Origin of the sequence: Novosphingobium sp. PhB165, from assembly GCF_004341845.1 — a bacterium.
Taxonomy (GTDB): domain Bacteria; phylum Pseudomonadota; class Alphaproteobacteria; order Sphingomonadales; family Sphingomonadaceae; genus Novosphingobium.
Map to the genome: position 1 here is coordinate 566,205 of NZ_SLVB01000001.1, position 22,391 is coordinate 588,595.

The 22,391-nt window shown below is 64.6% G+C and carries 24 protein-coding genes and 2 riboswitches; of the genes, 15 read left to right on the plus strand and 9 right to left on the minus strand.

The genetic code is table 11. The features are described 5' to 3' along the window. Positions 1–240 precede the first annotated feature (240 nt). The 13 genes from EDF56_RS02750 to EDF56_RS02810 all read left to right on the plus strand — a co-directional run bounded on the left by EDF56_RS02750 (position 241) and on the right by EDF56_RS02810 (position 11,701). On the plus strand, positions 241–366 hold the full coding sequence (locus EDF56_RS02750; protein ID WP_132385185.1) for an aa3-type cytochrome c oxidase subunit IV: 126 nt from the start codon (positions 241–243) through the stop codon (positions 364–366). Between the two features lie 6 nt (positions 367–372). Continuing rightward, on the plus strand, positions 373–1,521 hold the full coding sequence (locus tag EDF56_RS02755; RefSeq protein ID WP_132385186.1) for an NAD(P) transhydrogenase subunit alpha: 1,149 nt from the start codon (positions 373–375) through the stop codon (positions 1,519–1,521). Positions 1,522–1,640: 119 nt separating this feature from the next. Further along, complete coding sequence (locus EDF56_RS02760; RefSeq protein ID WP_243652348.1) at positions 1,641–1,988, plus strand: endonuclease domain-containing protein; 348 nt, start codon at positions 1,641–1,643, stop codon at positions 1,986–1,988. A gap of 4 nt (positions 1,989–1,992) precedes the next feature. After that, on the plus strand, positions 1,993–2,301 hold the full coding sequence (locus EDF56_RS02765; RefSeq protein ID WP_132385188.1) for an NAD(P) transhydrogenase subunit alpha: 309 nt from the start codon (positions 1,993–1,995) through the stop codon (positions 2,299–2,301). Beyond that, entirely contained in the window at positions 2,301–3,728 is a 1,428-nt protein-coding gene (locus EDF56_RS02770) for an NAD(P)(+) transhydrogenase (Re/Si-specific) subunit beta (RefSeq protein ID WP_132385189.1), read from the plus strand. Before EDF56_RS02765 ends, EDF56_RS02770 begins: the two co-directional genes overlap by 1 nt. A 23-nt stretch (positions 3,729–3,751) precedes the next feature. Then, a complete protein-coding gene (locus EDF56_RS02775) occupies positions 3,752–4,069 on the plus strand; it encodes a hypothetical protein (RefSeq protein ID WP_132385190.1) in 318 nt (105 codons plus the stop codon). An 85-nt stretch (positions 4,070–4,154) separates the two neighbouring features. Beyond that, a complete protein-coding gene (locus EDF56_RS02780; protein WP_132385191.1) occupies positions 4,155–5,315 on the plus strand; it encodes a deoxyguanosinetriphosphate triphosphohydrolase in 1,161 nt (386 codons plus the stop codon). Further along, complete coding sequence (locus EDF56_RS02785; protein ID WP_132385192.1) at positions 5,308–6,009, plus strand: NAD(P)H-binding protein; 702 nt, start codon at positions 5,308–5,310, stop codon at positions 6,007–6,009. The genes EDF56_RS02780 and EDF56_RS02785 overlap by 8 nt, the downstream gene beginning before the upstream one ends. A gap of 225 nt (positions 6,010–6,234) precedes the next feature. Continuing rightward, a riboswitch (glycine riboswitch) is annotated at positions 6,235–6,339 on the plus strand. Between the two features lies 1 nt (position 6,340). Further along, positions 6,341–6,462: riboswitch (glycine riboswitch) on the plus strand. Between the two features lie 88 nt (positions 6,463–6,550). Next, positions 6,551–7,654 (plus strand): glycine cleavage system aminomethyltransferase GcvT, encoded by a 1,104-nt coding sequence (gene gcvT / locus EDF56_RS02790; RefSeq protein ID WP_243652410.1) that lies wholly within the window; start codon positions 6,551–6,553, stop codon positions 7,652–7,654. A 29-nt stretch (positions 7,655–7,683) separates the two neighbouring features. After that, positions 7,684–8,055: a glycine cleavage system protein GcvH gene (gcvH, locus tag EDF56_RS02795; protein WP_132385194.1), complete on the plus strand. Its 372-nt coding sequence runs from the start codon at positions 7,684–7,686 to the stop codon at positions 8,053–8,055. A gap of 159 nt (positions 8,056–8,214) precedes the next feature. Continuing rightward, the gene (gene gcvPA / locus EDF56_RS02800; RefSeq protein ID WP_132385195.1) at positions 8,215–9,573 is read left to right on the plus strand and encodes an aminomethyl-transferring glycine dehydrogenase subunit GcvPA; all 1,359 of its coding nucleotides are present in this window, start codon (positions 8,215–8,217) and stop codon (positions 9,571–9,573) included. Next, the gene (gene gcvPB, locus EDF56_RS02805; protein WP_132385196.1) at positions 9,570–11,174 is read left to right on the plus strand and encodes an aminomethyl-transferring glycine dehydrogenase subunit GcvPB; all 1,605 of its coding nucleotides are present in this window, start codon (positions 9,570–9,572) and stop codon (positions 11,172–11,174) included. The genes gcvPA and gcvPB overlap by 4 nt, the downstream gene beginning before the upstream one ends. 26 nt (positions 11,175–11,200) lie before the next feature. After that, complete coding sequence (locus EDF56_RS02810; protein WP_243652349.1) at positions 11,201–11,701, plus strand: CcdC protein domain-containing protein; 501 nt, start codon at positions 11,201–11,203, stop codon at positions 11,699–11,701. A gap of 57 nt (positions 11,702–11,758) precedes the next feature. Here EDF56_RS02810 and EDF56_RS02815 read toward each other — a convergent pair whose 3' ends face one another. From EDF56_RS02815 to EDF56_RS02825, 3 genes are all read right to left on the minus strand, one after another. Beyond that, the gene (locus tag EDF56_RS02815; protein WP_132385198.1) at positions 11,759–11,887 is read right to left on the minus strand and encodes an entericidin A/B family lipoprotein; all 129 of its coding nucleotides are present in this window, start codon (positions 11,885–11,887) and stop codon (positions 11,759–11,761) included. A gap of 155 nt (positions 11,888–12,042) precedes the next feature. After that, positions 12,043–12,177, minus strand: a complete 135-nt coding sequence (locus EDF56_RS02820; protein WP_132385199.1) for an entericidin A/B family lipoprotein — start codon at positions 12,175–12,177, stop codon at positions 12,043–12,045. Positions 12,178–12,256: 79 nt separating this feature from the next. Next, a complete protein-coding gene (locus tag EDF56_RS02825) occupies positions 12,257–13,273 on the minus strand; it encodes a DMT family transporter (RefSeq protein WP_243652350.1) in 1,017 nt (338 codons plus the stop codon). 44 nt (positions 13,274–13,317) lie between these two features. On the opposite strand from EDF56_RS02825, the gene EDF56_RS02830 reads away from it, so the two are divergent. Beyond that, entirely contained in the window at positions 13,318–13,524 is a 207-nt protein-coding gene (locus tag EDF56_RS02830; protein ID WP_132385200.1) for a hypothetical protein, read from the plus strand. Positions 13,525–14,467: 943 nt separating this feature from the next. On the opposite strand, the gene EDF56_RS02835 is transcribed toward EDF56_RS02830, so the two are convergent. Further along, complete coding sequence (locus EDF56_RS02835) at positions 14,468–15,988, minus strand: CpaF family protein (protein WP_132385201.1); 1,521 nt, start codon at positions 15,986–15,988, stop codon at positions 14,468–14,470. A 68-nt stretch (positions 15,989–16,056) separates the two neighbouring features. Beyond that, positions 16,057–17,670: a hypothetical protein gene (locus EDF56_RS02840; protein ID WP_132385202.1), complete on the minus strand. Its 1,614-nt coding sequence runs from the start codon at positions 17,668–17,670 to the stop codon at positions 16,057–16,059. Between the two features lie 97 nt (positions 17,671–17,767). Between EDF56_RS02840 and EDF56_RS26305 the strand changes: the two genes are divergently transcribed. Continuing rightward, positions 17,768–18,046: an HNH endonuclease gene (locus EDF56_RS26305; RefSeq protein WP_132385203.1), complete on the plus strand. Its 279-nt coding sequence runs from the start codon at positions 17,768–17,770 to the stop codon at positions 18,044–18,046. A gap of 6 nt (positions 18,047–18,052) precedes the next feature. On the opposite strand, the gene EDF56_RS02850 is transcribed toward EDF56_RS26305, so the two are convergent. From EDF56_RS02850 to EDF56_RS02865, 4 genes are all read right to left on the minus strand, one after another. Then, positions 18,053–19,591 carry a hypothetical protein gene (locus EDF56_RS02850; RefSeq protein ID WP_132385204.1) on the minus strand — a complete coding sequence of 513 codons (1,539 nt, stop codon included), beginning with the start codon at positions 19,589–19,591 and terminating at the stop codon, positions 18,053–18,055. Positions 19,592–19,750: 159 nt separating this feature from the next. Then, complete coding sequence (locus EDF56_RS02855; RefSeq protein WP_132385205.1) at positions 19,751–20,008, minus strand: ATP synthase F1 subunit epsilon; 258 nt, start codon at positions 20,006–20,008, stop codon at positions 19,751–19,753. A 6-nt stretch (positions 20,009–20,014) separates the two neighbouring features. Next, complete coding sequence (atpD, locus tag EDF56_RS02860) at positions 20,015–21,472, minus strand: F0F1 ATP synthase subunit beta (protein WP_132385206.1); 1,458 nt, start codon at positions 21,470–21,472, stop codon at positions 20,015–20,017. 24 nt (positions 21,473–21,496) lie between these two features. Then, complete coding sequence (locus tag EDF56_RS02865) at positions 21,497–22,369, minus strand: F0F1 ATP synthase subunit gamma (RefSeq protein WP_132385207.1); 873 nt, start codon at positions 22,367–22,369, stop codon at positions 21,497–21,499. Between the last annotated feature and the right edge of the window lie 22 nt (positions 22,370–22,391).

Here is a 22,391-nt window from a genome sequence, read left to right on the forward strand (position 1 = left end):
GCATTTGTGGTGACTGAGGCTTAGGGCAAACCAGTAAATACGGACTTAAGCCTGTGCCCCGTGTGCCGTCCGCGGCGAAAAATGGCAATTCCGCATGCCAATCGCCGAGACGATACGATAACGGCGCCAATAGCGTCCCGGTCGTTAGGCTTGGCACTTGAGCCGCAGACCTGACACGGTTAGATCATTGGCAATTATTCAAAATAATCACGTCGAAATTACAGCAGGGGATTTGATCCGATGACATCCGGCACGGACATCAAGGCGGCGACCGAAACCTACAACACCTTTATCAAGGCCGCGACCTGGAGCACTGGCGCCATCGTCATCATCGTCGCCGTCGTCGTCGCCATCATCGCGTCCTGACCGCCAGTGGCGGGCACCACGCGCTTCGCCGTCCTGAAAGAGCGGGCGGCGGGTGAAACGCGGGTCTCGGCAACGCCGGAGACCGTGAAGAAGCTGATCGCGCTGGGCGCGGCCGTCGCGGTGGAGAGCGGCGCGGGGCTGGCAGCCAGCATTTCCGATGCGGACTATGCGGCGGCCGGGGCCGAAGTCGGCCCGGCTGCCGAGGTGCTGGCGGGCGCGGACATCGTGTTCGGCGTGCAAGGCCCCGATCCGGCGCTGCTGTCGGGCGTGACGCCGGGGGCCTGGGTGGTCGCCGGGCTCGACCCGTTCGGAGCGGGCGAAAAGGGCGGACGGGCCCGCGTCTCCGCTTATGCGGCGGCGGGGCTGGAAGCGCTCGCGATGGAATTCATGCCGCGCATCACCCGCGCGCAGTCGATGGACATCCTTTCTTCGCAGTCGAACCTTGCGGGTTACAAGGCCGTTCTGGTCGCCGCCAATCTCTATGGCCGCGCCTTTCCGATGATGATGACCGCCGCCGGCACCGTGAGCGCGGCGAAGTGCTTCGTCATGGGCGTGGGCGTCGCGGGGCTTCAGGCCATCGCCACGGCCCGCCGCCTCGGCGCGCAAGTTTCGGCAACGGACGTGCGCTCAGCCACGAAGGAGCAGATCCTCTCGCTCGGTGCCAAGCCGATCTTCGTCGAGAACGTCGCGGGCATCGAGGGCGAGGGCTCGGGCGGCTACGCTTCCGAAATGAGCGAGGAATACCGCAAGGCGCAAGCCGAACTGGTTTCCGGTCACCTCGCCAAACAGGATATCGTCATCACCACCGCGCTGATCCCGGGGCGCGAGGCTCCGCGACTCATCACCGATGCGCAGATCACGACGATGAAGCCCGGCAGCGTGATCTTCGACCTCGCCGCGCCGCAGGGCGGCAATGTGGAAGGGTCGGTTGCCGATCAGGTGGTCGTGCGGCACGGGGTCAGGATCGTCGGCTATTCAAATACGCCGGCGCACCTTCCGGCCGACGCTTCGGCGCTCTTTTCGCGTAACCTGTTCAACTTTGTTTCGGCCTTCTGGGACAAGGAGCAGGGCAGGCCCGTGCTTGACGAGGAAATCGGCAATGCGATCCGTCTGACGCAAGGCGGCAAGGTGGTGAACGAGAGGCTGGTGGGTTGAGTGTCGCGCGGCCCTGTCCTCCCCGGAACGGGGAGGGGGACCGCGCGCAGCGCGGTGGAGGGGATTCGCGGTTTACGCCACGTCCCGCAGTAAGCCGGGCGCGCGATTTACGTCGCAGTATGAGCAAGCCCGAAATCGCCTTGTGGCAGGAACTGCGACAGCGACCGGGAGGATTGAAGTTCCGCCGCCAGCATCCGATCGGGTCGTATATCGCGGACTTCTGCTGCCTTTCGATAAGGCTTGTCGTCGAGGTTGACGGCATCGTGCATGATATGTCGGGTCGCCCGCAAAGGGATGCCGGGCGGGATCGTTTCATCAAGGAAAACGGGTTCAGGGTTCTGAGGGTATCGGCTTCACGGGTTTTGGCGGATGCGGCAGGCGCCGCTGCCGCGATTGTCGCGTGGGCCGAGAATCCCCTCCACCGTCCTGCGGACGGTCCCCCTCCCCGTGCCGGGGAGGACAAGTAAGGGCATGGATTTCGTATCGATCCTCTCGATCTTCGTACTGGCCTGTTTCGTGGGCTACTACGTCGTCTGGTCGGTGACCCCGGCATTGCACACGCCGCTGATGGCGGTGACCAACGCGATTTCCTCGGTGATCGTCGTCGGCGCGCTGGTGGCGAGCGCTGCCGCAGGGTCGCCGCTGGCCAAGTGGCTGGGCCTCGGCGCGGTGGTGCTGGCAAGCGTCAACATCTTCGGCGGCTTCGCCGTCACCGAGCGCATGCTGGCGATGTACAAGAAAAAGGACAAACCCGCGAAGGGTGAGGGGAGCAAGCCTTGATGTCAGCCCACGCGGTGAACCCCTGGGTGGCGGTGGCCTACCTTGTCGCGGGTATCTGCTTCATCCTCGCGCTGCGCGGGCTGTCCTCGCCGGCGACCAGCCGCAGGGGCAACCGCTATGGCATGATCGGCATGGCGATTGCCGTGGCGACCACGCTGCTGACCCACCAGATCGCCAGCCTGCCCGAGATCGTGGCGGCCATAGCCATCGGCGGCGGCATCGGCTTCGTGATCGCGCGCAAGATCCAGATGACAGCGATGCCGCAGCTCGTTGCCGCGTTCCACTCGCTGGTCGGTCTTGCAGCAGTGCTGGTCGCAGTCGCGGCGTTTCTCAATCCGGAGGCTTTCGGAATTCTCGGAGCCGACGGCAATATCCTCTCCGTCAGTCGCATCGAGATGGCCCTGGGCGCGGCGATCGGCGCGATCACGTTCTCGGGCTCGGTAATCGCTTTTGCCAAGCTCAACGGCAATATGTCAGGCGCGCCGATCCTGCTGCCCGCGCGCCATGTGATCAACCTCGGCACGCTGGTCGTGATCCTCGCGCTGACCGCGCTGTTCGCTCATTCCGGGCAGGCGGGCCCCGGCGAAAACCCGATGTTCTGGGGCATCGTCGGGCTGTCCTTCGCGATCGGATTCCTGCTGATCATCCCCATCGGCGGGGCGGACATGCCGGTCGTCGTCTCGATGCTCAACTCCTATTCGGGTTGGGCGGCGGCGGCGATGGGCTTCACGCTGCACAATACGGCGATGATCGTGACCGGCGCGCTGGTGGGTTCGTCGGGCGCGATCCTCAGCTACATCATGTGCAAGGCGATGAACCGCAGCTTCATCTCGGTGATCGCCGGCGGCTTCGGCGCCGAAGCCGGCGCAGGAGGCGGTGCAGCGCAGACCGACCGTCCGTGGAAGCGCGGCTCGGCCGAAGACGCGGCTTTCCTGATGAAAGAGGCGGAGAACGTCATCATCATCCCGGGTTACGGCATGGCGGTGGCGCAGGCCCAGCACGTGGTGCGCGAAATGGCGGACCAGCTCAAAAAGCACGGCGTCAGCGTGAAATACGCGATCCATCCGGTCGCCGGTCGCATGCCCGGCCACATGAACGTGCTGCTGGCCGAAGCCAATGTCCCCTATGACGAAGTCTTCGAGCTTGAGGATATCAACGGCGAGTTCGCCCAGTGCGACGTCGCTTTCATCATCGGCGCCAACGACGTGGTGAACCCCGCCGCGCGGACGGACAAGTCCTCGCCGATCTACGGCATGCCGGTGTTCGACGTGGAGAAGGCCAAGACCATCTTCTTCATCAAGCGCTCAATGGGCGGGCAGGGCTATGCGGGTGTCGACAATGACGTGTTCTACATGGACCAGACCATGATGCTACTGGCCGACGCCAAGAAGATGGTCGAGGATATCGTCAAGGCTCTGGCGGACTGAGGCCGAGGGCTTATAGCGGCGCGATGACCCGGTTTCTCAAGCGAATCCTGTTGCTCGTCGGCCTTGCCGCGGTGCTTTTCGTGGGCGCGCATTTCTATGCGGGTTGGCGCCTGCACGCTGCGCTGGTGGCGAATGGCATGTCCGATCGCGTGGCGTCCTGCATGACCAAGCGGATGATGAAGCGCCTCACCCTGTTCCAGTTGGTGAAGCTTCAGAAGCTGGAGGGTGACAAGCCGACGCTCGGCGCCTGGATCCACGCGGTCAAGGGTGTGGACGATAGCAAGGTCATTCTCGTCACCACCACTTCGGCTGCCTTGTGCAAGTCGGGGCTTGCACATTGAAGTCCTTCCAAGTCAGGTGTTTCCAGCGGCCCTGAAAATGCTCTAGGGGGCGGCAAGAAATTCCTAGTTCGGGAAAGATCACCGCTTGACCCTCGCTCCTTACGCATCCGATCCGGCGCGCACGCGCGGACGCGAATATCCGATCGAGGACGGCGTCGCGCGCGGTCCGCGCAGTGCCTACCAGCGCGATCGCGACCGCATCGTCCATTCGATCGCCTTCCGCCGCCTGCGCTACAAGACGCAGGTCTTCATCGCGCCGGATGGCGACCATTACCGCGTCCGCCTGACCCACAGCCTTGAAGTCGCGCAAGTCGCGCGCGTCATCGCTCGCATCCTCGGCCTCGACGAGGACCTGACCGAAGGCCTCGCGCTCGCGCACGATATCGGCCATCCGCCCTTCGGCCATGCCGGAGAGGAAGCGCTGGACGCCGCACTCCACAAGGCCGGCGGCTTCGATCACAACGCCAATTGCCTCCGCACGCTCATGCGGATCGAAAGCCCCTATTGCGAGCATGACGGGCTCAACCTGACATGGGAGATGCTGGAGGGGCTGGCCAAGCACAACGGCCCGGTGCTGACCCCGAACTGGGCGCTTGCCGGGCTCGATCAGGACTACAATCTCGAACTGGGCTCCTACGCCTCGCTCGAAGCACAAGTCGCCGCGCTCTCGGACGACATCGCCTATGACAACCACGATATTGACGACGGCCTGCGCGCGGGCTTCCTCGATCTCGAGGAACTGCTCGCGCATCCTTTCGTGGTGGACCGCTGGCGCGAGGTGGAGCGCCGCTTCCCGGGGGTTCCGCTCAATCGCCAGCTTGCCGAACTGATCCGCAGCCAAATCGGCTTCATGGTCAACGACCTCGTCGCGCAGACCAAGGCCAACCTGATCGGCATCGAGAGCGTGCACGACGTGCGCACCGCCGGACGCCAGCTTGTCACGTTCTCGCCCGAAGTCGAGGAAGGCGAGCGGGCCTTCAAGCGCTTCATGTACGAGAAGCTCTATTACCACCCCGAACAGCTGGAAACCGCGCGCCGTGCCCGCGCGCTGATCGCGGAACTCTATGCGGCCTATTCGCAGGAGCCGGTGCTGATGGAGGAAAGCTGGATCGACGGCTTGCCGCGCCACGAGCCCGAGCGCAGCCGTCATATCGCCGACTATATCGCCGGCATGACGGACCGTTACGCCATCGCCTGCCATGCGCAGATTTATGGCGTCACGCCCGAAGGGTTGCGCAATGTCTGATGCTGGCTCGGCTCCGCAAGGAGCCCGGCGCCTCTGCCTCGTCGGTGCGAGCGGCATGGTCGGGCAGGCCGTGATCGCGGGCAGCCTGGGGCGGAGCGATCTTCGCGTGATCGGCGTGGCCCGGCGCGAGGTGCCGCTGCCGCAGGGTGCCCGGCTGGAAATCCTTGTGGGAGATACCGCCGACTGGCCGCCGCTGATCGCCGCCGCGCGCGCGCAGGTGCTGGTCTGCGCGCTTGGCACCACGCGCAAGGCTGCGGGCAGCGACGAGGCCTTTCGCGCCGTCGATTACGATCTCGTGCTGGAAGTCGCCAAGGCCGCGCGCGCGTCCGGCATCGAGCATATGATCCTGGTCTCTTCGGTCGGCGCCGACCGGGCGAGCCGCAACCTTTACTTGCGCACAAAGGGTGACATCGAGGATGCCGTCCACAAGCTGGGCTTCCGCCGGCTAGACATCCTGCGGCCCGGCCTCTTGCGCGGCCACCGCGCCGAAAGCCGCCCGCTGGAGAGCATGGCGCAAGTGCTCAACCCGGTGGCCGACGCCATCGTGCTCCGCGGTAGGTTCTCCAAATTCCGCTCGATCTCGGTCCGCCGCCTTGCCGATGTGATTTTCGCGCTGAGTGCCGAGAAGACGCGTGGCCGCTTCATTCACGAACATGAAGCGATGATGCGCGCGCTGCGCCGGGCAGGGGATTGAGGGGCGTCGCTTGCGCTCTCCCGCCGTCCAGCCCCCCTCCTTTCGTCATTGCGAGCGTAGCGAAGCAATCCAGAGCGGCTCAAGACTGTCCTGGATTGCTTCGCTACGCTCGCAATGACGAGAAGAAGGGGCCGGCGCCCGCATGCATCTCGGGGGAAATAGTACTGCAGTGCAGCGCAACCGGCGTTGACACAAACGCACCTCTCAACCAAGGGTCAAGGCATCGCTGACAGCGCGGGAGAGACCTGCCGATTCGCACATGCGGAGAAGGCAGGCGCCGAAGGAGCAACCGCCCCGGAATCTCTCAGGCAAAAGGACCGCGCAGCGTCGATAGCGAGACTCTGGAAAGTGTCTCATCCCAAAAGGGTGAGGCCGCCGACGGTGTAACTCCGGTATGGTCCGTTTCGGGCCCTCTGGGGGAAGCTCTCAGGTTTCCGTGACAGAGGGGGCACCTGGAATGGTGTACCGAACTGTGCGGAGTCATGTCTTGAGCGAATACCCGATTTCCGATTCCGATCAGGAACCCGAAGAACTCGCACCGATGCTGTTGCCGCTGGATAGCTGGCACCGCGATCGCGGCGGCCGCATGGTCGAATTCGCCGGTTACATGATGCCCGTTCAATATGAAGGCATCATGGCCGAGCACCTCTGGACCCGCGAGAACGCCGGTCTGTTCGACGTCAGCCACATGGGCCAGCTGCTCGTTTCGGGCGAAGAGGGCGCGCAGACCGATGTCGAGCCCGCGCTCGAAGCGGCCCTGCCCATCGATCTTTCGACCCTGAAGCTGGGCGCGGTGCGCTACTCGCTGCTGCTGGACGAAAACGGCGGCATTCTCGACGACCTCATGGTCGCGCGCTGGCCGGGCGGCTTCTATCTCGTCGTGAACGGCGCCACCAAGTGGGACGATATCGGCACTCTGCGCGAGTATCTGCCGGACGACGTCACGCTGAACCACCTCGACGACCGCGCGCTGCTGGCGCTTCAGGGCCCCAAGGCCTTTGCCGCGCTCGAACGCGTGGCCGAGGGTGAATATCCGCTCTCCGCGCTGACCTTCATGAAGGGCGGCCGCTTCACGCTGGGCGGCGTCGACGCCTGGATCAGCCGCTCGGGCTACACCGGCGAGGATGGTTTCGAGATTTCGATCCCCGGCGATTCTGCTGCCGAAGTGGCCGACCTGCTGCTCAGCCAGCCGGAAGTGAAGCCGATCGGCCTTGGCGCGCGTGACTCGCTGCGCCTCGAAGCGGGCCTGCCGCTTTACGGTCACGACATGGATCCCGATCGTGGCCCGGTCGAGGCCGGCCTTGCTTTCGGCATCAACAAGCGCCGCCGCCTTGAAGGCGGCTTCCCCGGCGCTGAGCGCGTCCAGCGCGACTTTGCCGAGGGCACCGCGCAGAAGCGCATCGGCCTCAAGCTGGAAGGCCGTCAGGCCGCCCGCGAGGGCGCCAAGGTTTTCCATGGAGAACAGGAAGTTGGCGTTGTAACTTCGGGCGGTTTCTCGCCTTCGTTGCAGCACCCGATCGCCATGGCCTACGTCGATGCGGCGCTTGCTGCTGACGGCACTGCGCTTTCCATCGAAATTCGGGGCAAGAAGCTCGACGCCACGGTCGCGGCGATGCCCTTCGTCCCCAATCGCTATCACCGCTGAGGACCAATCCTCCTAGCAAAGGACATCCCATGACCCGTTATTTCTCCCAGGAACACGAATGGCTCGAAGTCGAAGGCGACCTCGGCACCGTGGGCATCACCGACTACGCACAGGGCCAGCTCGGCGACATCACCTTCGTGGACCTGCCTGAAGCCGGCGCGACGTTCGGCAAGGGCGATTCCGTTGCCGTAGTGGACTCGGTGAAGGCCGCTTCGGACGTCTACACCCCGGTTTCGGGCACCATCGCCGAAGTGAACGCCGCGCTCGGCGACGAGCCGGAACTGGTCAACACCGACGCCGAAGTGGGCGGCTGGCTGTTCCGTATCACGCTCTCCGATGCCTCGGAGCTTTCGGGCCTCATGGATGAGGCGGCGTACAAGGATTATGTCGACAGCCTCTGACGCCCTGTCCTCCCCGATACGGGGAGGGGGACCGTCCGCAGGACGGTGGAGGGGATTCGCCCCCGGCCGTGACGTTTGCGTCAGGCCGCCAATCCCCTCCGTCAGCCTTTCAGGCTGCCACCTCCCCGTGCCGGGGAGGATAACGAAGCAGGAAACCCCATGCGCTACCTTCCCCTGACTCCCGCCGACCGGGCCGAGATGCTCGGCGTCATCGGCGCCGCCAGCGTTGACGATCTCTTCGTCGACGTTCCCGCCGAGGCGCGGCTTTCCGGTCCCATCGCGGGCCTTCCCGCCCATGCCAGCGAAATGGCCGTCGAACGGCACATGTCCGCGCTTGCCGCGAAGAACCTGAGCGCCGGTTTGGTGCCGTTCTTCCTCGGCGCCGGTGCCTATCGCCACCATGTTCCGGCCTCGGTCGATCACCTGATCCAGCGCGGCGAGTTCCTCACCGCCTACACGCCCTACCAGCCGGAAATCGCGCAGGGCACGTTGCAGGTGCTGTTCGAGTTCCAGACCCAGGTCGCGCGCCTGTTCGGCACCGATATCGCCAATGCCTCGATGTACGACGGCTCGACAGCGTGCTGGGAAGCGATCTTGATGGCCGCGCGCGTCACCCGCAAGGGCCGCGCCGTGCTTTCGGGCGGCCTGCACCCGCACTACGCCGAAGTGGTGCGCACGCTCGCCAAGTTCACCGAGGACGATATCGTCTCGCTGAAGGCGGAACTGGTGGCTGAAGCCGATGACGCGGCCGTGATCGCGGCGATCGACGACAAGACTTCCTGCGTCGTTGTCCAGTATCCCGACATCCTCGGCCGCATCCCCGATCTGGCCGCGATTGCCGAAGCCGCGCATGCCAAGGGCGCGCTGCTGGTGGCGGTCGTCACCGAGCCGGTTGCGCTCGGCATGATCGAGGCGCCGGGTGAGCTGGGCGCGGACATCGTCGTAGGTGAGGGCCAGTCGCTGGGCGTCGGCCTCCAGTTCGGCGGTCCCTACCTCGGCCTGTTCGGCTGCCGCGAGAAGTTCGTGCGCCAGATGCCGGGCCGCCTCTGCGGCCAGACCGTGGACGCCGAAGGCAAGCGCGGTTTCGTGCTGACGCTCTCGACCCGTGAGCAGCACATCCGCCGCGAGAAGGCCACGAGCAATATCTGCACGAATTCAGGTCTTTGCGCGCTGGCTTTCAGCATTCACCTGACCCTTCTGGGCGGTGAAGGCCTGTCCCGTCTCGCTGCCGTGAACCATGACCGCACGCAGGCGCTGGTCGAACGGATCACCAAGGTTCCGGGCGTGAAGCTGCTGAACGACGCGTACTTCAACGAAGTCACGCTGGTCCTCCCGCGCGACGCGCGCGAGGTCGTTCGCGAACTGGCCGACCGCAAGGTGCTGGGCGGCGTCTCGCTCGGCCGCCTGTTCCCCCAGGCAGGCGAACTGCACAACGGCCTGCTCGTAACGGCGACGGAAACCGTCACCGACGAGGATATCGAAACCTTTGCCCGTGAGCTTGAAGGAGTGCTGGCATGAACGCGGTAAACGCAAGCGGCTGGCGTCCCAGCATGGGCGAAACCGGTGAAGCGGGCGAAAAGTTCGTAACCTCTTCAGGCGATTACGGCCTGATGCTGGAAGAAGCCCTGAGCTTCGAACTCGGCTCTTCCGAGAAGTGCGGCGTCGATCTCGACACTCCGGCACGTCCGGCGGCGGCAGGTCTGTCGAAGTTCCTGCGCAAGGCCGCTCCGGCTCTGCCGGGCCTGACCGAGCCGGAGACGGTGCGCCACTACACGCGCCTCTCGCGCCAGAACTACGCGATCGACCTCGGGCCGTTCCCACTCGGTTCTTGCACGATGAAGCACAACCCGCGCCTGAACGAGAAGATGGCCCGTCTGCCGGGCTTCGCCGACGTCCACCCGCTCCAGCCGCAGAAGTCGGTAGAGGGTGCGCTGGAAGTGATCGAGCAACTGGCCGACTGGCTGATCACGCTCACCGGCATGGCTTCGGTGGCGATGAGCCCCAAGGCCGGTGCGCACGGCGAGCTGTGCGGCCTGCTCTGCATCCGCGCCGCGCTCGACGCGCGCGGTGAGAAGCGCGATGTCGTGCTGGTGCCCGAGAGCGCCCACGGCACCAACCCGGCAACCGCCGCTTTCGCGGGCTTCAAGGTCCAGTCGATCCCGGCGACCCCGGAAGGCCGCGTCGATCTCGATGCGCTCAAGGCCAAGCTCGGGCCGAACGTCGCAGGCGTGATGATCACCAATCCCAACACCTGCGGCCTGTTCGAGCCGGAGATGAAGGCGATCGGTGACGCGGTTCACGCGGCCGGCGGCTACGTCTACTGCGACGGCGCGAACTTCAACGCCATCGTCGGCAAGGTCCGCCCCGGCGACCTCGGCGTCGATGCCATGCACATCAACCTGCACAAGACCTTCTCGACGCCCCACGGCGGCGGCGGTCCCGGTGCCGGTCCGGTCGTGCTCTCCGAAGCACTGGCACCCTTCGCGCCGCTGCCCTTCGTCACCCGCAGCGCGGACGGCACCGTCCACCTCGTCGAGGAAGAGAACGCGGGCGAGGGTCATGCACAGGCGTTCGGCCGCATGGTCGCCTTCCACGGCCAGATGGGCATGTTCACCCGCGCGCTGACCTACATCCTCAGCCACGGCGCGGACGGTCTGCGTCAGGTGGCCGAGGACGCGGTGCTCAACGCCAACTACGTCCTGCGTTCGTGCGAGGACCTGCTGCCCGCCCCCTTCGCCAAGAGCGGCCCGTGCATGCACGAGGCGCTGTTCAGCGACGCCGGTCTGGCCGAGGGCTTCTCCACGCTCGACATCGCCAAGGGCCTGATCGACGAGGGCTTCCACCCGATGACGGTCTACTTCCCGCTGGTGGTCAAGGGCGCGATGCTCGTCGAGCCGACCGAGACGGAAAGCAAGGCCGGGCTTGACCGCTTCATCGGTTCGCTGCGCAGCCTTGCCCAGCGTGCCAAGGATGGCGATCAAAGCCTTCACAGCGCTCCGCATTTTGCCCCGCGCCGCCGACTTGACGAAACGCTTGCGGCGCGTAAGCCAGTGCTCGTGTGGCAGGGGCACCTGGGTGAGCCGGGTACGCCTTCGCTGAGCGAGTTCGGGGGTAGCTGAAGTCTATGGGGGAAGCTGGACGTGGAATGGCGGCATGGTTGCCGCTGCTGGTCTTTGCCGGGCTGATGCTCTGGCGGTTCCGCAACCTTGAAAAGGCGCGTCCGCTCCGGCTTCCCCTGCTCTGGATACTGCCGCTGATCATTACGGCACTGGTCTGCTTCGCGCTGTTTGCCTTGCCGCCGAGTGGCCTTGGCTGGCTGAGCCTTGCTGCCGGCGCCACGATCGGCGGCGCCATCGGCATGCAGCGTTCGCGCCTGATGCGCCTGCATGTCGAAGGCGAGGGCGACGATGCGCGCGTGATGGTGCGTCAGTCACCGCTCGCGCTGGTTCTGATCTGCGGCGTTTTCATCGTGCGCCGCCTCCTTCTCCCGGGCGGCATGGCCATCGGCGCGAGCCATCCTGCTGCCACGGCGCTGCTGCTGACCGATGCGATGCTCGGTCTGGTGCTGGGAATGGTCGTGGTGAGCCGGGGCGTGCTCTGGCAGCGTGCGCGGGCCATGGTGACCAACCACATCACCGACGCCTGACAGAACAGGAAATTGCGGCCTGCCGGCGCCTGTGGCGCTGGGGCAGGCCGTGATGCCTCACGTCGCGCGGTCGACCGCATTCGCCGCGGATTCGATGTCCTGTCCCACGCCGCGCACGGTGTTGCAGGCAGCCGCACCGAGCACGAGGCCCGCCGCAGCGGCGGCCAGGACAAGCTTCCTGATCATCTTTTCGCTATCCTTGTCAGCGAAAGGCCCCGGATTGGCCCTTTCGATCGGCGACCGCTAGGCGATCACGCAAGGCAGCGAAAGAGGGGAGAGCCCGCGCTTCGGCGCTCGGCCGAAGCGCTCCGGCCTACTTTCGGCGTGCGCGGCTGGTCTGCTTACTTGTGAATGGCGTCTTCGCCGGCCTGACCGACCGATTGGACGTCCTTGCCGGCGCCCTTGACCGTGTTGCAAGCCGAAGCCGAGACGACGATACCGCCGACCATCAGGGCGAGCACGAATTTCTTGAGCATTTCTCGTTCCTTTCGAGCATCCGTCCGGCATGTTTTACCGGGATCGCTAAAGGCAACGTCCAGCCCGCGAGCAGGTTCCCTAGGTTCGCTGAAGGGCGGGCGCGGAGGTTTCGATTGCCGGCCCCGCCTCGCCAAGGCTTTCTTCGGTCGCCCCTTCATCCAGCGCGGATGTCGGCGAGATACGCTTGGCCAGTGTATGTTCGCGCCAGGTGATGATGAGGCCCGCCGCAACGATCAGCGGCGCGCCAAGCCAGATCGATGCGGGCGGCAGCGATCCGAAGATCGTGCGCTCGTAAAGCGTCGCCCAGATCAGCGCGCTGTAGTCCATGACCACCACGGTCGCGACGGCGCCGTAACGCAGGGCGGCGGTGATGAGCAATTGCGCCAGTGTCCCGGCCAGGCCCACGGCCACCAACAGCAGCCAGACTTGCGGCGGGTGCGACTGGCCATAGAACGGCAGGAGCACGGCGGCGAAGAGCGCGCCGAAGAAAGAGAACCAGAACACGCAGGCAATCGGCTCCTCGGTGCGGGCAAGGTCGCGGATCTGGAAACTGACCACGGCGACGATCACGCCCGCACCCAGCCCGGCGGCGAGGCCCGCCAGCGGGACCGCCTGTTCCCCCGGCCGGGTAATCAGCAACACGCCGATAAAGCCCAGCACCACGGCGGTCCAACGCCAGCGGCCGACATGCTCACGCATGACAAGGGCCGTGATCAGCACCGCGAAGAGCGGCGCCGTGAAGCCCAGCGTCGTGCCCACGGGCAGCGGCAGCAGCATGGCCGCCGTGACATTGCAGACGAGGCCCAGCGTCCCGGTGGTCGCCCGCATCGCATGATTGCGCAGGCGGCCGGTCTTCAGCATGCCGAGCCGTCCTGTCGCCAACAGCCAGCCCGCCATCAGCGGAACCGCCATGGCCTGCCGCCAGAACACCATTTCCGGCGCCGAAACGCCCCTGCTTCCGGCAAGCTTGATCAGCATGAACATGGTCGAGAGCATGGTCATGGCCATGAGGCGCAGCCCGATGGCCAGCAGCGGACGGTCCGGACGCCTGCTTGCGGGTGGGCGGGATGGCGACGGGGCGGAGGAAACGTTCACCCGGCGGGCTTTATCTTCCCGGCGCAAGGAGGCAAGGGCGGGGAATGAACGATACCGACCTTATCATGGCAGCGGCGGGCGGGGTCTGCGTCGTGGTGGCGGCGATCGCCTGGATCGGCGACCTCCGCCGCATGAAGCGCCGCGACCTTGACCGCGTGGGCTTCATGCCCTGGACGACGGTGTTCTTCATTGCGCTGATGGGGGCGGTGCTGCTGCTCGGGATTTCCGCGAAGGACTGGTTCGGGCGCTAGACGGCAAACCCGATTGGAACCAGTTTGTGCCCGCTAAAACGCCACAACAGGCTGACCGGCAAATTCGATTTTCTCTCCATTGGAATAAGCGCCCGCCGAAAGTGGCTTTGAAGTCGCCACCGCATCCGACGATTTTGGCTTTCGACTCAACGCCACCTGTTCTCCCTATCCACTTTCCAATCCGCTCAGGCTGAGCTTGTCGAAGCCCTTGGCGGCGTGACGCGAGGTCTCCCATCCTTCGACAGGCTCAGGATGAGCGGGGTGCGAGAGCGAACCGGCAAGGAGAGAGGGTGCAGATCCTGCCGGTCTCAATCGCCGCGTGGACGGCAGGTTTCTCGCCGCGCTGGTTCTCGATCGAGATTTGAAGATCGAGGGCTTTCCTACATCAACGCGCTATGGCCTAACCTCGCGGATGAAGCGCAATCTGCCCCGCAACAAGCCCCGTCACATCCGGGTTCCCGCATTTGCTCCCGTACCCGTGCGGGCGCGTGCCGATGGTTGGACGCCGGACCGTCAGGCGCGCTTTCTTGGTGCCTTGGCGGAGACGGGTTCGGTCGTGGAGGCCGCGCGGCGCGTCGGGATGGCGCGCGAGACGGCCTATCGGCTACGCCGCAAGCCGGGCGCGGGCAGTTTCGCCGCCGCGTGGGACAAAGTGACGGGTGTGCGCCCACAAGGTGACAGGTCCGCGCAAGGTGACAGGTCGCGAAAGTGGAAGGTCACAGCCGAAGAGCGGGCACAACGCGCGCTGTTCGGTCTGCTCAAGGTGCGGATGTACCGTGGCCGCCATGTCGCGACCGAGCGAAAGGCCGACAATTCCGCGCTTCTGGCCTATCTCGCCCAGTTGGATCGTTCGGCATGGTCGGGCGCTAGGGGCGAGGCAAGGTTACACCGTTTCGCACCCGGTTTCGTGTCAACCGGGTGCGAAACGGTGAGGGCACTCGCGTCAGAGGCAGGCTTCCAGATAGGCCTGATCGAATCCGAACTGGCGGGCCTTTTCCAACGTGTAGGGACGCAGGCCCGAGGGGCGGAATTCGCCGATGATCTTGCCGTCGTCGGTCTCGTCCAGATACTCGAACTTGAAGAGTTCCTGGGTGACGATCACGTCGCCTTCCATGCCGATCACTTCGGTGATGTTGGTAGTGCGGCGCGAACCGTCGCGCAAGCGCTTCACCTGCACGATGATGTCTACCGACTCGGCGATCTGGCGGCTGATGGCTTCCTTGGGGATCTTGATGTCGCCCATCAGGATCATGTTCTCCATACGGCCAAGGCACTCGCGCGGGCTGTTGGCGTGGAGCGTGCACATGGAACCGTCGTGGCCGGTGTTCATGGCGGCGAGCAGGTCGAAACACTCGGCGCCGCGGATTTCGCCCAGGATGATGCGGTCCGGGCGCATACGCAGGGCGTTCTTCACAAGGTCGCCAATGGTGATCGCGCCTTGCCCTTCCAAGTTCGGCGGGCGGGTTTCTAGCGGCAGCCAGTGCGGCTGCTGGAGGCGGAGTTCGGCGGCGTCCTCGATGGTCAGCACGCGCTCGCCCGGATCGATCATCTTCGAGAGCGCGTTGAGCATCGTCGTCTTGCCCGAGCCGGTACCGCCCGAGATCACGACGTTCATGCGGCAGGCGCCGGCGATCTTGAGTGCGGTGGCCATCTTCTCGCTCATCGAACCGAAGTCCTTGAGCATGTCGATGGTGATCGGCTTCTCGGAGAACTTACGAATCGAGATCGCGGTGCCGCGTAGCGACAGTGGCGGCACGATGACGTTGACGCGGCTGCCGTCCTTGAGGCGGGCGTCGGCCAGCGGCGTGGTCTGGTCGACGCGGCGGCCGACCTGGTTGACGATGCGCTGGGCGATCTGGAACAAGTGCTGCTCGTCGCGGAACTTGGTGTTCGCGAGCTGGAGGCGGCCCTTCTTTTCGATGTAGGTCTGGTTCGGGCCGTTGACCATGATGTCCGAAATGTCGGGGTCGTTCAGCAGCTCTTCCAGAGGGCCGAAGCCGAGCAGTTCGTCGATCAGCACCTTCTCCAGCGCGAACTGTTCGCGGCGGTTGAAGGTGATCTTCAGCTCGGCCAGCACCTCGATGATGATCGGGCGGAATTCCTCGGACAGTTCGTCCTTGGTCAGCGTGGCGGCCGCTTCGGGGTCGACGCGTTCCAGCAGGCGAGGAAGGACCTGTTCCTTGATCTTGTGGATCGAGGCTTCGAAGCCGTCCTGCTCGGATTCGCCCGAGTGAACTGAATTGGCGCGATCGGCGAGGCGCGACATTGCGTCCTCGCGCGAGTTCTGCGGGCCGGAAGAGGGCGCATCCATGCTGGCAACCGGCGGGAACTGCTCGCCGCCCGGGCCGCCCGAAACCGGAGGCTTCTCACCGACGCCGCTCTTGAGCGGCTTGGCCACGCCGAACGCGGGACGCGCTCCCTGGCTCATCCCTCCCATGCCGTTACGCCGCCCGAATGCCGTCATGCTTCCATAAACCTTTCCAGCGCTCCGGTTGCGCGGTTGCCCGCGAACCTGTGCGAATATGCAGAGGATTAAGGTTGAAACTTTGATAACTTCCTAATGCCGGGGCCATGAGGCTCATGACCCGCTGTCACCGCGAAGACCGCTGCATCGGCGCGTTTCCAGATAAGAGTGAGCCCCTCGCGGTGGGGAATCGCTTCAAGCGGAACGCCGATCACCCACACATGCGTGAATGCGCCAAGGGGCAAGTGGGCGAGCGATTTGGCCAGCGTGGGTCCATCGCCTTCGCAGCGTTCGGGATAGACGATCTCGGCAGTATCGGTCGCGAAGGTACCGGCGGCGGGGTAGTGGACGCTGAGCAGGTTCATGCCGGAAAACGCCCACTGATCGTTGGCGAACAGATGTTTGCGGGCCAGAGCGAGGCTGCCGACGTGGGTGAGCCAGGGCATCTCCCAATCCGATTCGCAGGAGCGCTGGACGAGGGTAGCCAGACGAGCGCCTTCGGGAATGGCGGAAAGAGCCTCCATCTGCGCGTCCAGCATGCGCTCGCGCTGGTGATAGGTGAAACCGGTGAGAGCAAGGCGCATCGCCAGAAAGGCCAGGGCAAAGGCCATGAGCATGCGCCGTGGCCGGTCGTAGTCTCGCAGTGAAAGTAGGGCCAGCATGACCACGTAAGGCGCCAGCCGCATGTCGGCATAGAGAGATCCGAAGACCTGCATCGGCAGTAGTAGGTAGGCGATGAACGCGATCAGGGCAGCGGTTGCCATCGTCCGGTCCGCGGTCACGCGGGGGCTGCGCATGCCGATGTAGACGACGAGCAGCAGCGCAACGGCGCTTACCTTGTCGAACCATTCGTGGTCGAGCCGCAGCATCGCGATGAGCCAGGCGACCTTGGCGAGCGGGTTGAACCATCCGGCAATGCCGGATGCTGCCGCATCGTTGCGCCACAATGCCATGGGTAGCAGCGGTGCCAATAGAGGGAGACAGCTCAGAGCGGCGTCCGTCAACGCCTGCGGCCAGTTACGGCCATTCTTCCGCGAAAGGGTGAGGCTGCGCGCTCCGCAAAGTAGGCCGAGCAGTGCCCAGCCGAACGTATGGCAAAGCCAGATGGCAAGACCAAGCGGTACAAAGAGCAAGGCGCGCGGCCGTAGATGTCCGCGTCGCTCCAGAAAGACCCAGAGGTTGAACGCCAGCAGCGCGAGCGCCATCGAAAGCGAGAAGTTGAGGAAGCCCCACGTGAACGGAACCGCGTAGATGAGAGATAGCGCCAGCACGCTTGCGGCGGTGACACGGCCGTGGATCTGGCGGGACAGTAGTAAAATCCCGCTCGCAGCCAGTATTGGGACGAGTGCGGCAATAAGCGCAGCGGCGGCTTCCACGCCGAGCAGCGGGTGGAGCGCCTCCACCAACAAGTCGGCGCCGAGGTTGCCGATCACTCTCCACTCGAAACCGTAATAGGCCTTGAGCCAGGAATGGTCGCGAAGGCCGGTCTGGATCGAGTAGCGGCCGATGTGGCCGAGCACGTCCGCCATCGGCGGAGTGTGCAGAAATAGCATTGGCAGGGCGCAGGCCAGAATGAGGAGCGCTGCGCCTATCCAGCCTCTATAGATATGTACCCGATGCCGCATCGGGCGGCCGGATTGAGCGGGCAGGGCGCTGGTGGCCGAAAGAGTCTGGCTGGTCATCCTGAGGTAATGGTTAGCCAAAGGTGGTTAATCCCGACCTAAGGGGCGTTGCGGTGCCGCGATGCCCATACCGGCGTAAGCAGGGCGAGACGAAACGATGTTGGAGAAGGACGAAACCTGCTGGCTCTGCGGTCGCCCACTCGGGTGGCGGATCGAGTGGCATCATCCCGTGCCGCGCAGCCGTGGCGGCCGGGTCACGGTACCGCTGCATCCGATCTGCCACCGCGCAATTCATGCAACGTTTGGTAATGCCGAACTGGCACGCCTCCCTTCAGAGCCTGCCGTGTTGCTCGCCAACGCGGGCATCGCTCGTTTCGTGCGCTGGGTGGCCGCTAAGCCTCCCGATTTCCATGCTCCAACTGCACGGCGACGCTGAACGGACTCAGTGACTGCTGCAGCCGCTATAGACGGTCTGCGCTACAGGCCCCCGATGATCTTCGATTGCGAATGCCCGGGCGGTCCGGCAGTTGTGCAGGTAAGCGGAGACCTGACGGACATTGGCCTGATTTAGCGGCCAGGCGAGCAGGTCTTCTTGAACCACTACGGTCTCGGGACGGGCCGCGAGCAGATCGTGCACGAGCGCCACTTCATCGGTGCCGCTCGCTCCGGCCTCGGCGCCATCGTAGAGGTGGCGGGGAAAGGCGAGCGGGTCCGGTGGCGCAGCGCCGATACGGGCGTAAAGGAAACTCGGGCTACCCCAGACAAGCAGGCGACGAGACGGTGTGACCGCGTGCACATAGGCTTCGAACGCCTGCATGTCCAAGCGGGCCCTAGCCCGTGCGGGCAGGTCCAGGACGCCCGAATAGAACAAGTTCACTGCCACCAGCGCTGCAAGTCCGATGACTGCAATGCGACCCGGGCGATCGAAGAATCCGGCGCTCAACACGCAAAGTGGTGCCAGTAGCGGCAGCGCATAATGCAAATAGATGTTCGGAAAGGCCGCCACGGCGAGGAAAGCGACCGCGAACCACATAGCGTGGAACGCAATGAGCAGTCTTGTCGTCCGTGTTCTCGGTAAGGTGCTCAAGGTCAGTGCCGCGAAAGCGATCGGGAAACCCAGTAGGCCGATCATCGCAGCCAGTCGTTGTATCCGTTCGCCGGACGTGTCGTAGGCGCGGGTAAAATTTGAGGTGACCAGGGCGTGCCAGAGCGCATCGAAATGGCCGGCTTGCCAGTACCAGAGCGCTGTGAGCAAAATCGGAAGTGCACCGCAGAGCGCCAGCGATGCGACTTGAGCGACGAAGCGCAGTGGTTTTGTGCGCCCTTTAGTCGCCAGCAGCGTAGCGCAGAACAAGCCGAAGAAAAAGCTTTCGAAAGCAGCAGATTGCTTGGTGGCGATCGCTAGTCCGCCGCAGATCATCCCGGCAATGAGTCTCTTATCGATCCGGCCTGCGCGCAGCAGGTCGATGCGTGTGGCGATGGCCCATGCCGCCGCGATCATTAAGGTGTTGTAGAAAACTTGTGCCTGCCCGGTCGCGCCTTCGAAGCGATTTAGCATCGCGAGGTAGCCGATAGCCGCCATGAGTGCGCCGCGCGGAGAGGTCCACAGTTCGGCGATTCTGGTGATGCCGAAAGCTCCGGCAGCCGCGAACAGCGTCGCAGCCAATTGCCAGGCAAGCGGCCCCCGCGAAATCAGCGCCACGGCTGCGTAGATCAGGTAAAGCACGGGGCCTTTCCGATCCCAGATGTCGACATAGAGCGTCGCGCCGTCGAGCATGCGTTGGCCGACAAGCGCGTAAAACTGGTCGTCGACATCGTAGTTCCATTCGCCGAACACCGGAAAACGAAACAGCGCCGCAACCGTCAACAGCAGCAGGAATTGCGCAAGGTATCCCGTCGGCAGGGCTATGCCGGCGTGGAGGAGCGATGGGGCGGCGTCAGTTGATCGCTGTGCCTTCATCGCCGTCGTTTCAGCATTCATGAACGAAAACCCCCGCGCTGCTGGCGGGGATCATAGTCAAGAAAGCGTTACCAAAGCCCAAAGGTGCTTCAAAAGCGCGAGCCCTGAAAGCGAAGGGCGCCCCCGGTTTCCCGGAGACGCCCCTTGAATCGCAGAGTTTGTTGAGCCTGGTGTCGACGATCAGCCCTCGACGTGCTCTGCGAGCACGGTCAGGCCCTTTTCGCCCACTTCGGCGAAACCGCCGGTGATGCGGATCTCTTCCGGCATGGCGCCTTCGGCCCGATAGACCTTGAGGGCGCCGTCAGCGACGGTCGACATGAAGGGCGCGTGGCCCTCCAGCACGCCGAACTCGCCTTCGGTGCCGGGGACGACCACCATGTGGACGTCTTCCGAGCGGACGAGCTTGGCCGGCGTGACGAGTTCGAAGTGCAGAGCCATGATCGATTACGCCTCTTCGGCCAGCTTCTTGGCCTTGGCGACCACTTCCTCGATGCCGCCGACCATGTAGAAGGCTGCTTCCGGAAGGTGATCGTATTCGCCTTCGACGACGGCCTTGAACGACTTCACGGTGTCTTCCAGCTGGACGAACTTGCCCGAGATGCCGGTGAAGACTTCCGCAACGTGGAACGGCTGCGACAGGAACTTCTGGATCTTGCGTGCGCGGGCGACGGTGAGCTTATCTTCTTCCGAAAGCTCGTCCATGCCCAGGATCGCGATGATGTCCTGAAGCGACTTGTACTTCTGCAGGGTTTCCTGAACCTTGCGGGCGGTCTCGTAGTGCTCGGCTCCGACGACGCGGGGCTCAAGAACGCGCGAGGTCGAGTCGAGCGGGTCGACGGCCGGGTAGATGCCCAGTTCCGAGATGGCGCGGTTCAGCGTGGTCGTTGCGTCGAGGTGCGCGAACGATGCGGCCGGTGCCGGGTCGGTAAGGTCGTCCGCGGGGACGTAGATCGCCTGGACCGAGGTGATCGAACCCTTGGTGGTCGAGGTGATGCGTTCCTGCAGCTGGCCCATGTCGGTCGACAGGGTCGGCTGATAGCCCACGGCCGAAGGGATACGGCCCAGCAGAGCCGACACTTCCGCGCCCGCCTGGGTGAAGCGGAAGATGTTGTCGACGAAGAACAGAACGTCCTGGCCTTCCTGGTCGCGGAAGTACTCGGCCATGGTCAGACCCGAGAGAGCGACGCGAGCGCGGGCGCCCGGCGGTTCGTTCATCTGGCCGAACACGAGAGCAACCTTCGAACCGTCCGAGGTGGCGTTGCCTTCGGCGTCCTTGGCGATAACGCCGGCGTCGAGGAACTCGTGGTAGAGGTCGTTACCTTCGCGGGTGCGTTCACCGACGCCCGCGAAGACCGACACGCCGCCGTGGCCCTTGGCGATGTTGTTGATCAGTTCCTGGATGAGAACCGTCTTGCCGACGCCGGCGCCGCCGAACAGGCCGATCTTGCCGCCCTTTGCGTAGGGGGCGAGAAGGTCGATGACCTTGATGCCGGTAACCAGGATCGCCGCTTCGGTCGACTGGTCGACGAATTCGGGAGCCTTGGCGTGGATCGGCGAGAACATGTCCGAACCGACGGGACCGCGCTCGTCGATCGGGTCGCCGACGACGTTCATGATGCGGCCGAGGGTCTTCGGGCCGACGGGGACCGAGATCTGCTTGCCGGTGTTGGCGACGGGCTGACCACGGGTCAGGCCATCGGTGCCGTCCATGGCGATGGTGCGAACGGTGTTTTCACCGAGGTGCTGCGCGACTTCGAGAACCAGCTTCTGGCCGTTGTTCTCGGTCTCGAGCGCGGTGAGGATCGCCGGCAGTTCGCCTTCGAAGGTGACGTCGACGACGGCGCCGATGATCTGGCTGATCTTGCCAGTAGCGGTCAGGTTTAGCACGGGTGCGGTGGCCATTTTGGTTTCCTTGCCTGCGGTGACTTACAGCGCTTCCGCGCCAGCAATGATTTCGATGAGTTCGGTGGTGATCGCGGCCTGACGGCTGCGGTTGTACTGGATCGTCAGCTTCTGGATCAGGTCGCCGGCGTTGCGCGTGGCGTTGTCCATGGCGGTCATCGACGCGCCCTGTTCGGAAGCGGCGTTCTCCAGCAGCGCACCGAAGATCTGCGTGCGCAGGTAGCGCGGCAGCAGCGCGGCGAGGATTTCTTCCTCTTCCGGCTCGTATTCGGTCACGGCATCACCGGCCACGACCGCCTTGGGGGCGGGCACCGGGATGATCTGCTGGTCGGTCGGCTCCTGCAGAAGCGCCGAGCGGAACTTCGAGTAGAACAGGTGTGCGACGTCGAACTTGCCGGCCTCGTACATGGCGACCAGTTCGTCGGCGATGCGCTCGGCTTCGTTGAAGCCGGGGTCGCGCACGTCGGTGGTGTCGAACATGTGCGCGATCTGCTTGGGGAATTCGCGACGCAGCGGCGCGCGACCCTTGCGACCGACGAGGTAGAACAGGACGGTCTTGCCCTGTGCTTCCAGCTCACGCGCCTTGACGCGTGCGGCCTTGACGATATTCGAGTTGAACGCGCCGCACAGACCCTTGTCCGAGTTCGCGACGACGAGCAGGTGCACCTTGTCGCTGCCGGTGCCGGCGAGCAGCTTGGGGCTGTTCTCGCTGACCGTGATCTTGCTGGCGAGCGATCCCATCACCTCGGCGAGACGCGCGGCGTAGGGACGCGCGGACTCCGCGGCGGCCTGCGCCTTGCGCAGCTTGGCCGCGGCGACCATCTGCTTGGCCTTGGTGATCTTCTGGGTCGACTTGACCGAGTTGATGCGGCCTTTGAGTTCCTTGAGCGAAGCCACTCGTTTCTCTCCGTTTTCCGCC

What these genes read in the sequence shown, in the direction of transcription:
- EDF56_RS02750 (WP_132385185.1), top strand. Translation starts at nt 241, where the DNA reads ATGACATCCGGCACGGACATCAAGGCGGCGACCGAAACCTACAACACC.
- EDF56_RS02760 (WP_243652348.1), top strand. Translation starts at nt 1,641, where the DNA reads ATGAGCAAGCCCGAAATCGCCTTGTGGCAGGAACTGCGACAGCGACCG.
- EDF56_RS02765 (WP_132385188.1), top strand. Translation starts at nt 1,993, where the DNA reads ATGGATTTCGTATCGATCCTCTCGATCTTCGTACTGGCCTGTTTCGTG.
- EDF56_RS02770 (WP_132385189.1), top strand. Translation starts at nt 2,301, where the DNA reads ATGTCAGCCCACGCGGTGAACCCCTGGGTGGCGGTGGCCTACCTTGTC.
- EDF56_RS02775 (WP_132385190.1), top strand. Translation starts at nt 3,752, where the DNA reads ATGACCCGGTTTCTCAAGCGAATCCTGTTGCTCGTCGGCCTTGCCGCG.
- EDF56_RS02785 (WP_132385192.1), top strand. Translation starts at nt 5,308, where the DNA reads ATGTCTGATGCTGGCTCGGCTCCGCAAGGAGCCCGGCGCCTCTGCCTC.
- gcvT (WP_243652410.1), top strand. Translation starts at nt 6,551, where the DNA reads ATGCTGTTGCCGCTGGATAGCTGGCACCGCGATCGCGGCGGCCGCATG.
- gcvH (WP_132385194.1), top strand. Translation starts at nt 7,684, where the DNA reads ATGACCCGTTATTTCTCCCAGGAACACGAATGGCTCGAAGTCGAAGGC.
- gcvPA (WP_132385195.1), top strand. Translation starts at nt 8,215, where the DNA reads ATGCGCTACCTTCCCCTGACTCCCGCCGACCGGGCCGAGATGCTCGGC.
- gcvPB (WP_132385196.1), top strand. Translation starts at nt 9,570, where the DNA reads ATGAACGCGGTAAACGCAAGCGGCTGGCGTCCCAGCATGGGCGAAACC.
- EDF56_RS02810 (WP_243652349.1), top strand. Translation starts at nt 11,201, where the DNA reads ATGGCGGCATGGTTGCCGCTGCTGGTCTTTGCCGGGCTGATGCTCTGG.
- EDF56_RS02815 (WP_132385198.1), bottom strand. Translation starts at nt 11,887, where the DNA reads ATGATCAGGAAGCTTGTCCTGGCCGCCGCTGCGGCGGGCCTCGTGCTC.
- EDF56_RS02820 (WP_132385199.1), bottom strand. Translation starts at nt 12,177, where the DNA reads ATGCTCAAGAAATTCGTGCTCGCCCTGATGGTCGGCGGTATCGTCGTC.
- EDF56_RS02830 (WP_132385200.1), top strand. Translation starts at nt 13,318, where the DNA reads ATGAACGATACCGACCTTATCATGGCAGCGGCGGGCGGGGTCTGCGTC.
- EDF56_RS02835 (WP_132385201.1), bottom strand. Translation starts at nt 15,988, where the DNA reads ATGACGGCATTCGGGCGGCGTAACGGCATGGGAGGGATGAGCCAGGGA.
- EDF56_RS02840 (WP_132385202.1), bottom strand. Translation starts at nt 17,670, where the DNA reads ATGACCAGCCAGACTCTTTCGGCCACCAGCGCCCTGCCCGCTCAATCC.
- EDF56_RS26305 (WP_132385203.1), top strand. Translation starts at nt 17,768, where the DNA reads ATGTTGGAGAAGGACGAAACCTGCTGGCTCTGCGGTCGCCCACTCGGG.
- EDF56_RS02850 (WP_132385204.1), bottom strand. Translation starts at nt 19,591, where the DNA reads ATGAATGCTGAAACGACGGCGATGAAGGCACAGCGATCAACTGACGCC.
- EDF56_RS02855 (WP_132385205.1), bottom strand. Translation starts at nt 20,008, where the DNA reads ATGGCTCTGCACTTCGAACTCGTCACGCCGGCCAAGCTCGTCCGCTCG.
- atpD (WP_132385206.1), bottom strand. Translation starts at nt 21,472, where the DNA reads ATGGCCACCGCACCCGTGCTAAACCTGACCGCTACTGGCAAGATCAGC.